11 protein-coding genes are annotated in these 10683 nt (G+C 51.7%); 7 read left to right on the forward strand and 4 right to left on the reverse strand.

All coding sequences use genetic code 11. The features are described from left to right. Positions 1-59 precede the first annotated feature (59 nt). Positions 60-791 carry an orotidine-5'-phosphate decarboxylase gene (gene pyrF, locus IQ260_RS20280; protein ID WP_193994910.1) on the reverse strand — a complete coding sequence of 244 codons (732 nt, stop codon included), beginning with the start codon at positions 789-791 and terminating at the stop codon, positions 60-62. Continuing rightward, positions 791-2032, reverse strand: coding sequence for a tyrosine--tRNA ligase (gene tyrS, locus IQ260_RS20285; RefSeq protein WP_193994911.1), 1242 nt, complete (start codon positions 2030-2032; stop codon positions 791-793). The genes pyrF and tyrS overlap by 1 nt, the downstream gene beginning before the upstream one ends. A gap of 252 nt (positions 2033-2284) precedes the next feature. On the opposite strand from tyrS, the gene IQ260_RS20290 reads away from it, so the two are divergent. After that, complete coding sequence (locus IQ260_RS20290; RefSeq protein WP_193994912.1) at positions 2285-4207, forward strand: transglycosylase domain-containing protein; 1923 nt, start codon at positions 2285-2287, stop codon at positions 4205-4207. Here the strand turns inward: IQ260_RS20290 and IQ260_RS20295 are convergent. Both IQ260_RS20295 and IQ260_RS20300 read right to left on the reverse strand, forming a co-directional pair. Then, entirely contained in the window at positions 4204-4524 is a 321-nt protein-coding gene (locus IQ260_RS20295) for a DUF1825 family protein (protein ID WP_193994913.1), read from the reverse strand. The two genes, IQ260_RS20290 and IQ260_RS20295, sit on opposite strands and share 4 nt — an antisense overlap. A gap of 123 nt (positions 4525-4647) precedes the next feature. Continuing rightward, complete coding sequence (locus IQ260_RS20300) at positions 4648-5592, reverse strand: J domain-containing protein (RefSeq protein ID WP_193994914.1); 945 nt, start codon at positions 5590-5592, stop codon at positions 4648-4650. A gap of 426 nt (positions 5593-6018) precedes the next feature. Here IQ260_RS20300 and IQ260_RS20305 point away from each other — a divergent pair, with 426 nt between their 5' ends. From IQ260_RS20305 to IQ260_RS20330, 6 genes are all read left to right on the forward strand, one after another. After that, positions 6019-6429, forward strand: a complete 411-nt coding sequence (locus IQ260_RS20305) for a hypothetical protein (protein ID WP_193994915.1) — start codon at positions 6019-6021, stop codon at positions 6427-6429. Continuing rightward, complete coding sequence (locus tag IQ260_RS20310) at positions 6429-6998, forward strand: helix-hairpin-helix domain-containing protein (RefSeq protein WP_193994916.1); 570 nt, start codon at positions 6429-6431, stop codon at positions 6996-6998. Before IQ260_RS20305 ends, IQ260_RS20310 begins: the two co-directional genes overlap by 1 nt. 163 nt (positions 6999-7161) lie before the next feature. Further along, complete coding sequence (locus tag IQ260_RS20315) at positions 7162-7434, forward strand: hypothetical protein (protein ID WP_193994917.1); 273 nt, start codon at positions 7162-7164, stop codon at positions 7432-7434. Positions 7435-7533: 99 nt separating this feature from the next. Continuing rightward, complete coding sequence (locus tag IQ260_RS20320; RefSeq protein WP_193994918.1) at positions 7534-8820, forward strand: Glu/Leu/Phe/Val family dehydrogenase; 1287 nt, start codon at positions 7534-7536, stop codon at positions 8818-8820. Between the two features lie 91 nt (positions 8821-8911). After that, positions 8912-9505, forward strand: coding sequence for a signal peptidase I (gene lepB, locus IQ260_RS20325; protein ID WP_193994919.1), 594 nt, complete (start codon positions 8912-8914; stop codon positions 9503-9505). Between the two features lie 159 nt (positions 9506-9664). Next, positions 9665-10639, forward strand: coding sequence for a DnaJ C-terminal domain-containing protein (locus tag IQ260_RS20330; protein WP_193994920.1), 975 nt, complete (start codon positions 9665-9667; stop codon positions 10637-10639). The last annotated feature ends 44 nt before the right edge of the window (positions 10640-10683 follow it).

Raw genomic sequence — 10683 nt, forward strand, 5'->3', positions numbered from 1 at the left:
GTGCAGCACTCCCCAGGCTCCCCAGGACCATGGCAGCTAGTAGATAAACGGCAAGCTCATTAGCCATGGGCGATTTCATCACAGATCTGCTGAAAAGCGGTCGCTGGATCGGCGGCCTGGGTGATGGGACGACCAATAACAAGATAGCTAGCTCCAGCGGCAATCGCCTGGGCTGGTGTCATCGCTCGCTGCTGGTCGCCTTTGGCAGAACCTGCGGGTCTCACGCCGGGACATACGAGCAAAAACTCATCGCCGCACACCCGGCGGAGGTCAGCTGCTTCCTGGGGTGAGCAGACAATGCCGCTAAGACCGCTATCCTGGGCTAGGAGGGCCATTTGCAGAGCGTAGTCCGTGAGTTCCAACGATACTTTGAGTTCAAAGGCCAGGTTGCGAGGGTTGATGCTGGTCAGCAGGGTAACTGCGATTAGATTGGGGGGTTGACAGCCAGCTGCTGCCGCACCTTCTAGGGCAGCGGCTTGAGCGGCTTTGAGGGCGGCTTTGCCCGCCGGGGCATGAACGGTGAGGAGATCGACGCCGTAGCGACCGGCGGCCCGACAGGCTCCGGCCATGGTATTGGGGATATCGTGAAATTTGAGATCTAGAAAAATACGTTTTTGACGCTGTTTAAGGTGCTCTAGGATGGTGGGTCCGGCACTGACAAATAGCTCTAGACCGACTTTCCAAAAGGTGACGTCGGGGAGTGTGTCGAGGAGTGCGATCGCATCCTCCACCGTCGGCACATCCAACGGCACAATAATCCTCTCAGCGGCTGACTGCTTGGTTAATCCCATCACGCCACCAGCCTCGCAAACTTTTTCTTACCCACCTGAATCACCTTACCCACTAGCTCATCAGGATCTGTAAACTCCACATTGGGGTCGCTCACTTTCTCTCCATCTAATTTCACCGCGCCGCCCTTAATTTGACGGCGAGCATCGCTGCTGCTGCTACAGAGCGGCGTTGCCCCTAGCAAGTAAAAGATTTTTGCTGGAAAATTCACGGCTGATAGCGAAAATTCTGGCACCGCCTCAGCTTCTCCTGAGCCCCCTTGCACTAGATTAATGGCATCTTTTTGTGCCTGCTGAGCCGCATCCTCTCCATGAAACTGGGCGGTAATATCCAGAGCCAGCTGTTTTTGGGCGTCCCGAGGGTTCTCTGGCAAGCTGTCCAACGACCGTTTGGTCAACAGTTCAAAATAATCTGAGATCAGCGCGTCGGGTACTTTTTCCAGTTTGGAATACATCGACAGCGGATCTTCCTGCAGACCCACATAGTTACCCAGCGATTTAGACATTTTTTGATGGCCATCGGTGCCCAATACTAACGGCAGCATCATGCCAAACTGAGGGGTGAGTCCAAAGTGACGCTGCAAATCTCGCCCCACCGCCACGTTAAATTTTTGGTCAGTACCCCCTAACTCCACATCTGCCTGGAGCGCTACCGAATCAAACCCCTGCATCAAGGGATATAGAAACTCATGGAGATAAACCGGATTGCCCTGCTCGTAGCGTTTAGCAAAGCCCTCTTTTGCCAACATTTGTCCCACAGTCATGGTGCCCAGCAGCTCCAAGATTTTGCTTAGATCCAGCTCCGAAAGCCATTCTGAGTTGTATCGAATTTCTAAGCGACCAGCGGTGTCAAAATCTAGGATAGGCCGCACCTGTTCAATGTAGGTTTCCGCATTGGCTCTAACCTGGTCCTCGGTCAGCTGTTTGCGCACCTCAGATTTTCCCGTGGGGTCACCAATCCGAGCGGTAAAATCCCCAATCAACAAAACTGCCGTGTGGCCCGCATCTTGAAATGCCCGTAGTTTCCGCACCGGAATACTATGCCCCAAATGAATCTCTGAGCCGGTCGGATCAATCCCCAATTTAATCCGGAGGGGACGATCTGTCTGCTGTAACCTTGCCAACAGGTTTTCATTAGGGTCGTTTGAGTCCGGCTGATGGGGAAACACTTCGGTGACGCCGCGATAAATCCCTTGAAACTGCTCAGGGATAGCCGACATTGCAAACTCAGAGGCCTCGGTCATGGTGTGGTGGTGAATGGTGTAGTGATGATCAATAGAAATACAGAATCAGGGCTCGACGATAAAACTCCGTGGAATAGCCTAAGTTTTTATTTTTGTCTGGACATTTGACCAGAATCCACTATAGTGGCGGATAACTCATTTCCCAAACAGGGACGGCCAGCGAGTGCCCATCATAATCTAGCGTCTTTATTATGGCCGTAGCTCTTATAATTTATGGCCTGCCGTGTATTTCCGTAAGGATGTAGCGTATCTGTGGCATTTAATACGATTCGTCAAACTCGAGTTCCTTTCCAGATAGCTGGTGAACCTAAAGTCCTTAAGCACATTCAGGATGTGCTGCAGATTAGCGGCGCTACCCTGCTGACAGCGACGATGCTGTGCAGTGCGATCGCAGCAGGGGGGTTAGTGGGCTTAGCCATCAGCTTTCGCAATTTACCGGATGTGCGGGCGCTGCGTAACTATATCCCCACCGAAACCAGCTACATCTATGACATGGATGGCAATCTTCTAGATAGTCTGCACGATGAGGCTAACCGAGAAGTTGTCGATCTCAATGAAATTTCTCCCCACCTGAAGCGGGCGGTATTGGCCGTTGAAGATAGTAACTTTTATAGCCACAGTGGAATTAACCCAGTGGGTATTGGCCGAGCCTTTTTAGCCAATGTTCAGGCCGGTGGAACTACCCAGGGGGGGTCCACCATCACGATGCAGCTAATCAAAAACCTGTTTTTGAGCCCGCAGCAGGCCATTAGCCGTAAAATTGCTGAAGTTGTTCTATCCCTGCGCCTAGAGCAGATTTTCGAGAAAGATGAAATCCTCGAAATGTATCTCAATCAGGTGTATTGGGGTCACAACACCTACGGTGTAGAAACTGCCGCCCAGAGCTACTTTAATAAGGCATCCAAAGACCTAACCCTGGCTGAAGCGTCCCTAATGGCAGGGTTAATTAAAGCCCCTGAAGGCCTGAGTCCATTTGTAGACTATCAGGCGGCCAAACAGGAGCAAGCCCTCGTGCTAAATCGCATGGCAAAACTGCGATGGATTACCCCAGCGGAAGCAGAAGCTGCCAAAAAACAGCCGTTACGCCTGGGCAAGGTTACCTCTTTTGGGTCTAGTAAAGCTCCCTATGTAACCGAAGCTGTTGTGCAAGAGCTGCAGGAACAATTTGGGCAAGAGGCCGTAGTTAAGGGAGGGATGCGGGTCCAGACCACAATTGACTTTAAGCTACAAAACCTCGCTAAAAAAACGGTCAAACAGGCCTATGTAAATCGGTTTGGCAGTGGTGCCCTAGCGGATCAAATAGCACTGGTGGCCGTCGATCCACGTACCCACTATGTAAAGGCCATTGTGGGCGGCGTAGACCATGAAAGCAGCCAGTTTAACCGAGCTGTACAGTCTCGTCGTCAGCCGGGGTCATCCTTCAAGCCGTTTGTTTATTACTCAGCTTTTGCATCAGGTCGCTATACCCCTGACAGCATTGTGAGCGATAGCCCCGTCACCTATCCCGACGGCTCTGGCTACTATTCGCCCAAGAACTACGGCGGTTCCTTTATGGGTAGCCTGCCTATCCGCCGAGCCTTAGAACTCTCCCGTAATATTCCAGCGGTCAAACTGGGTCAGTCGGTGGGGATTGAGCGCGTGATTGATGTGGCTCGTACCCTGGGAATCGAAAGCCCAATGGATCCAGTCATTTCTTTGCCGCTGGGCGCTGTGGATCTCACGCCTATGGAAATGGCGGGTGCCTACGCCACATTTGCTAATAACGGCTGGCACTCTGACCCTACACTGATTGCCCAGGTGACTGACAGTGATGGCAATGTGCTGCTGGACAATACGCCTAAGCCCCAGCTGGTGCTGGACCCTTGGGCAACAGCCGCCCTCACCGATGTTTTGCGGGGAGTCATTGAACGGGGAACGGCCACCAATGCTCGTATCGGTCGACCCGCTGCTGGCAAAACCGGCACAACTGACTCGCAGCGGGATGGGTGGTTTGTCGGCTATGTTCCCCAGCTAGCAGTGGCTGTGTGGATCGGGAATGATGACTATACTCCCATGGGCCGAGGAGCGACGGGAGGAGGCTACGCAGCCCCCATCTGGCGTGATTACATGGTGCAAGCCCTGCGCAATGATCCGGTGCAAAACTTCCGTCATCCATCGGAGTTTATTCGTCCTTAGTCTTCTTTAATATCGGCTTTCATGCGGTCTAGGGTTACCTGCATCTGCTCAAACATTTTTTGAGGGGTCATGCCAAACTGGCCCAGATGGGTTTTGAGCTGCTCCATGGTGAGCTGGGCAGTAAAATCTTCAGACAGCTCAAATCGCTTCATAAATACACGATACCGGTCCATAATGCTCTCCATCTGTTCGATGTATAGCTTTTTGCCATCCCGGTCAAATTTGCCGTAGCTACTACCGAGCTGCATGAGGGCCTGATAATCCTGAAAGAGTTTCGTGGCTTCTTGCTGCACGATTTCTGAATCAAAAAAACTCATACATATACTCCCAGGGACTTGACTTCGTTGGCTATGCGCTATCGATGGGCGACTAAGCCGGCTACTCTTTCAGAGTAAAAGCTGATCAGAGCATACGCAAAGGTGAGATATCCCTACCTGCAGCTATCGGCCCAGTATTCGTTTAAACCACGGTTGTTCTGGGGCAACTTTAGTCTCTGATTGAGAGACTTGGGTTTCAGCTTTACGTTTCTCGGCGACGCGTTTTTCTAGAATCTGACTATATTTTAAGGCGATTGAATGATTCGGACTCAGTTCTAACACTCGTTTGAGATGGGCACGAGCCATCCCATAGGACTTTTTCATTAGGTAGGCTTGCCCCAACATTGAATGGAGTTCAACGCTGTTGGGGGTAATTTTAAGGGCTTCCCTGAGTTCTTGAATGGCTAAGTCGTAATTGCGCTGGCTTAAATACGTACGAGCCCGAATACCATACTTTTCAGCGTAGTTGATGACAGGCGGTTCGGGGGGAGCCGCTGTCTCATCTGAGTCCGCATCCTCGTCTGCCGGTTTTTGAGATGCATCGACGGGTACTAGCCCAGTCCGCTTAGACCGAATGGGCTGACTGATCTTACGGTGCAAAAACGCCAAATTTAGCTGGCTTAGCCCAGATAAAACAGCTGCAAACTCCTCGGTAGATTCAAACTGATTGAGGGTTAATTGATTGACAGTATTTTCATAAAAGACTTCAACTTCAGCTTCAGGAATGCGCAACAGCTGCTGTGCGCTCTCGAAAGAGGGGGTGAGTTTGCCCTGACGATCTAATTGTCTAACCCGAAACCGCATATTGGCCAAGGCTTCAGAGCGGCTTCTCTCTTGCTTAAGCCGCTGATAGGCAGGGTTAATCACCTTAGCAATGAGCTGCTCAGATATTTGACTAATCGGGGCACTGCTACCAGCTTGAACATCAGGATGAAGGAGCTTTGCTATCTGACGATAGCGCTTCAGGATGCGGCGGTCTTCAGCGTTTAGAGACAGACCTAGGGCAGCGTAGGGGTCTTTCTCAGCTACTGTGATCCATTCATCTTGAAATGACTTGGCGTTGGTCATGCAATGGCTGGCTCAGAATTGGCTCACGTAAAATTCATCAACAAGATGAGCGGGGTAGATTCCGGCTATCGTTGTGTGAAATTATGAGTTGGAGTGTTAAAACGCACCGGACGATTCAAGGCTTAATTTTAGCTCTAGATTTTATGAGCATTGAACTGACCCCCAAGGAATTGTATGGCTGATGCTTCCAAAATGGCAAAATGCATTTGGCTCAGTTGGCTAATCGTTCACCACACTTCTAGAGTTTAGATCCCCCAGCAAAACTATTTTCCCTGGTTGAATCTACGAGTCACGTGTTGGCTATATGCATGGTCCGCCCACATATATCAAATTCTAACGATATTCATAAAGAACAGGATATTAGCCAGATCGCGTAATCAGGGGGTTCGGTATGATGTATCTCAAAATTAGGTTCTAGGACGGCTTATGTATGAGCCTCAGACTGATCATAAAAAGAATAGAAAGATTGCAGCCGCACTAGCAATTATGGGGGCGCTACAGCCCACCCCCGTTCCTGTGGCAGGCATCCACAAGTTTTATACGGGGCAATATGGCTGGGGTTTGGTTTATCTGCTTTTGGGGGGTACCCAGGTGCCCCGGATTGCCAGTGCGGCTGAAGGGGTGTGGTATCTCATGGAACCCCACTTACAAAAACTTTGGGGGCACCTGGCAGCACCGGTAGGGGCAACGTCGGGTGCTGCTGGCTCTATGGTTGGAGAGACGGTAGACGCCGTGGCCAGTAGTCTGCGCGAAATTGAGCAGCTGCGCCAGGAGGGACTGCTATCAGAATATGAGTTTGAGCAAAAACGACGCAGTTTATTAGAGCAAATACCGTAATGGCAAGACCCGGGCCAATCTGGCGGCTGATGATGAAGCAGGCATTGCGCGGCTTGGATGTCCTTGAGGCGCGGCTGAATCCCCTCAAGAAAACGCTGGCCCAGGACAGTTACTATCGATTCCGGTCGGCTGATGAGGTGCAATTGGGGGTGAAATCAGGTGTCCGCATTGATGCCAATCGAGCAACTATTGATGATTGGTTAAGGTTGCCAGGTATTTCGATCCATCAAGCGAGGGCGTTGGTAGAGCTGAGTCACTCGGGAATTTCCCTCACCTGTTGGGAGGATGTGGCAGTAGTCACAGGGATTGGCCTACATCACTTGCAGGCATTTGGTGAGATGGTGCAGTTTTATTACTATGACCCGGAGAGTGCGGTTACTCCCAGGCAGCTAAATGTGAATCAAGCCAGCGTGGAAGAATTGACTGTTCTTGTTGATCGATCACTAGCTGAGCGCTTGGTTTACTATCGCCAGCGATGGGGGCCTTACCAGGGCTGGCTAGACCTCAAGCACCGACTGCAGCTGCCTCCTGATGTGGTAACAAAGTTGTTACACTATCTGCGCTTTTAGCCGTTGCTGATGTAACTGGTGATGGGTATACCAATTTTTAGTGATGATACTCACACCAATCCTTTAAAGGGCAACGTTTACTAAAGATATCTACAAGTTCTAGGGGAATCTCCCGGGTGGCCCATAGGATTTAGTAGCTTGAGATAAGTACAGAGTCGGGACCATGTGGGTAACAAAAAAGGCCAGTGAGACTATTAATCGAGGCATCACCGCTGTTGCTATGACCGTAGCGATCGCAACTATCTATGCGGGCATGGTCGCTGAAGGCCAGGTGAGCCGTGGTGATGTGTTACCCCATCAGATCCAAACAGCCTTTAAGACGCCTGCCCTGAAAAAGGTGCCGGCTTCTCAAACGCTTCAGACGACTCAGGACGCCCAAGAGAGTTTGGCTACGCTGGTGGTGGGTACCCAGGGCAATCGTTACGACTATCAATAAACAGTTTCTCGTAAATATTTATTGCAGTTGATTTAGTTAGGGGCCTGATTTTTAGCGTCCAATATAGCTGGGTCCCTTGATATCCCATAAGATGAGGCCATGACTAATTCTCTTCTTACGGATGCCAGTCGTCGGCTGGATCGGGCTCTCAAGTATGTCACCATTTCTGACGATGCGGCGGAGCGGCTAAAAGCGCCCAAGGCCAGTCTCAAGGTATCTATTCCTGTGCGCATGGACGATGGGTCTTTACGCGTTTTTGAAGGGTATCGTGTACATTTTGACGATACCCGTGGCCCCACGAAGGGTGGCATTCGGTTTCACCCCCAGGTGAGCTTGGATGAAGTGCAGTCCCTGGCCTTTTGGATGACGTTTAAGTGTGCGGCTCTAAACCTACCCTTTGGCGGGGCCAAGGGCGGCATCACCCTCAATCCAAAACAACTTTCTAAAGCAGAATTGGAGCGATTGAGCCGGGGCTATATTGATGCGATCGCAAACTTCATTGGCCCAGATACCGACATTCCGGCCCCTGACGTCTATACCAACCCGATGATTATGGGCTGGATGATGGACCAGTACAGCATCATCCGACAGCAGCGCAGTCCGGCAGTGATTACCGGCAAACCTGTGGCCCTGGGGGGCAGTGTGGGCCGCGCCACCGCTACCGGCACCGGAGCCTTTTATGTCCTAGAAGCGATGATGGCCCAGCTGCCCAACGGGCAGTCCCCCAAAACAGTCGCCATACAAGGCTTTGGCAACGCTGGCAGCGTCGTAGCCCGCCATCTATTTGATGCGGGCTATACCGTGGTGGCGGTGAGTGATTCTCGCGGGGGCATCTACACCCCGACGGGGCTAGATATTCCTAGCATTCAAAAATTCAAGGCAGAAACCCGAGCGGTACAGGCGGTGTACTGTGACGACAGCGTCTGCAGCCTAGTGGAGCACGAGGTGATTACTAACGAACAGCTGCTGGGTCTAGACGTGGATATTTTGATTCCAGCGGCGTTGGAAAATCAGATTACGGCGGCCAATGCCGACACAATTCGGGCTCGCTATATTTTTGAAGTGGCTAACGGCCCCATCAGCGCCGATGCTGACGATATTTTAGAGGCCAACGGCATCACCGTCTTTCCAGATATTTTAGTCAATGCCGGCGGGGTGACGGTGAGCTACTTTGAATGGGTGCAAAACCGTAGCGGTCTCTACTGGTCTCTAGACGAGGTCAATCAGCGTCTCAAACAACAGATGGTGGCCGCCGCTGAGACCATCTGGCACATTGCCCAAACCCACCACACCGCCGTACGCACGGCGGCCTATGTCCATGCCCTCAATAGTTTAGGAGCGGCTATGGATGCACGGGGGACTCGGGCAGATTACGTGGGACTGTAGAGGCGTTCCATGGAACGCCTCTACGTAGGAACGCCTCTACAGATGGAATAAAGAAGGGGTAGAATTGCAGGGCACATTAACCGGGCCGAGGATGACCAATAAAAAGACACCATCTGCTGAGGCCGCCGGGGGCACTTCTAGCGGCACTCCTGGAACATCGATTCAAACCCTGGTGAAAGCTAATGCCAAACTGGTGGCGATTGCGATCGCAATTGCTGTGGTCATCCGGTTATTTGTGGCAGAGCCTCGGTTTATTCCCTCGAACTCGATGGACCCTACCTTGCATATTGGCGATCGGCTCCTGATTGAAAAAATCTCCTATCGGTTTCACCCCCCCCACCACGGGGACATTGTCGTGTTTGAGCCCCCGCCTCAGCTCCAGGCCGTTGGCTATCGACCCGAACAGGCGTTTATCAAACGGGTGATGGGCCTACCGGGAGATATCCTGACGGTGCATCAAGGGCAGCTCTACCGTAACGACCAGCCCCTAAACGAACCCTATATTCTGGCGTCCCCCGCCTATGAAATGACCCCGGTAACGGTGCCCAACAACAGCTTGTTTGTGATGGGAGACAACCGTAACGACAGCAACGATAGCCATATCTGGGGCTTTTTACCCGTGGACAATGTGATTGGTCACGCCACCCTACGATTTTGGCCGCCCGCTAGCTGGGGCAGCGTGTAGGCGCATAAAGATTAGATAGTGGGTTTGAATCTTAGCCGGATTCTCAGCTCGATTTAAGATTAGTTTTTTAACGGCGGAATACCGAACCTTTTTCCCCCGGAAGCTTTGCTAGGCTAATCGAAAGGTATTTGACGTGAGATCGCAATAAGGAGCTTGGTTATGGCAGCAACTGACTTCAAAGATTATTACCAGATTCTCGGGGTCAGTAAATCTGCAAGCACCGACGATATTAAACGGGCGTTTCGTAAACTGGCCCGCAAATATCACCCAGACGTTAACCCCGGCGATCAGGTTGCTGAGGCCAAATTTAAAGAAATCAACGAAGCCAACGAAATTCTGTCGGATCCAGAAAAGCGGCGAAAATATGACCAGTTTGGCCGCTACTGGCAGCAGGGAGGTCGAAGTGCTGGCGCCGGCGCCGCCCCTGGAGATTTTGGTGGCTTTGACTTTAGCAACTATGGCAGTTTTAATGAACTCCTCAACGAACTACTGGGGGGGTTAGGCGGGGGCTTTCCCGGCGGAGCCCGCACCAGCTATCGTCAACCCACGGGTTCCCCCGGCTTTGGGTTTGATACCGGCGGTGGCAACAGCGCCCAGTTTGATCAAGAAGCCAGCATTACCCTGGCAATGGCCGATGCGTTTAACGGTGCTCAAAAGAAGTTTCGTATCGGTGGAGATGCCCTCACCGTCAAAATTCCAGCTGGGGTAAAGCCCGGTAGCAAAATTCGTTTGCGGGGTAAGGGACAAATGAATCCCTACACCCAACAGCGAGGCGATATTTATCTGACGGTCGAGGTTCAACCCCACAAATTCTTTCAATTTGATGGCGATGGCAACCTAACCTGTGAGGTGTCGATCTCTCCTGATGAGGCAGTACTCGGGGCCAAGATTGATGTGCCCACTCCCGATGGCAGTGTCTCTGTCAACATTCCAGCCGGAATTCGCTCGGGACAAACCCTGCGACTACGGGGTAAGGGATGGCCCAAGCCCAAAGGGAGCCGTACCGATCAGTTGGTAAAAGTACTGATCAAAGCCCCCAAAAACGTAACTGATAAAGAGCGAGCCTTGTACGAACAGCTACGCACCCTACGCAGCTACAACCCCCGTCAAGAGCTGCAGAATATTACGCTGTAGGTGGTTGTTACCGGGCTTCGACTCCGCTCAGCCCTCTACATATA

Origin of the sequence: Leptolyngbya cf. ectocarpi LEGE 11479, assembly GCF_015207065.1 — a bacterium.
Classification (GTDB): domain Bacteria; phylum Cyanobacteriota; class Cyanobacteriia; order Phormidesmidales; family Phormidesmidaceae; genus Leptothoe; species Leptothoe ectocarpi.

Coding starts and splice junctions, on each gene's coding strand:
- pyrF (WP_193994910.1), bottom strand. CDS start 791: ATGGGATTAACCAAGCAGTCAGCCGCTGAGAGGATTATTGTGCCGTTG.
- IQ260_RS20320 (WP_193994918.1), top strand. CDS start 7,534: ATGACTAATTCTCTTCTTACGGATGCCAGTCGTCGGCTGGATCGGGCT.
- IQ260_RS20305 (WP_193994915.1), top strand. CDS start 6,019: ATGTATGAGCCTCAGACTGATCATAAAAAGAATAGAAAGATTGCAGCC.
- IQ260_RS20300 (WP_193994914.1), bottom strand. CDS start 5,592: ATGACCAACGCCAAGTCATTTCAAGATGAATGGATCACAGTAGCTGAG.
- IQ260_RS20315 (WP_193994917.1), top strand. CDS start 7,162: ATGTGGGTAACAAAAAAGGCCAGTGAGACTATTAATCGAGGCATCACC.
- IQ260_RS20310 (WP_193994916.1), top strand. CDS start 6,429: ATGGCAAGACCCGGGCCAATCTGGCGGCTGATGATGAAGCAGGCATTG.
- IQ260_RS20295 (WP_193994913.1), bottom strand. CDS start 4,524: ATGAGTTTTTTTGATTCAGAAATCGTGCAGCAAGAAGCCACGAAACTC.
- IQ260_RS20330 (WP_193994920.1), top strand. CDS start 9,665: ATGGCAGCAACTGACTTCAAAGATTATTACCAGATTCTCGGGGTCAGT.
- lepB (WP_193994919.1), top strand. CDS start 8,912: ATGACCAATAAAAAGACACCATCTGCTGAGGCCGCCGGGGGCACTTCT.
- tyrS (WP_193994911.1), bottom strand. CDS start 2,032: ATGACCGAGGCCTCTGAGTTTGCAATGTCGGCTATCCCTGAGCAGTTT.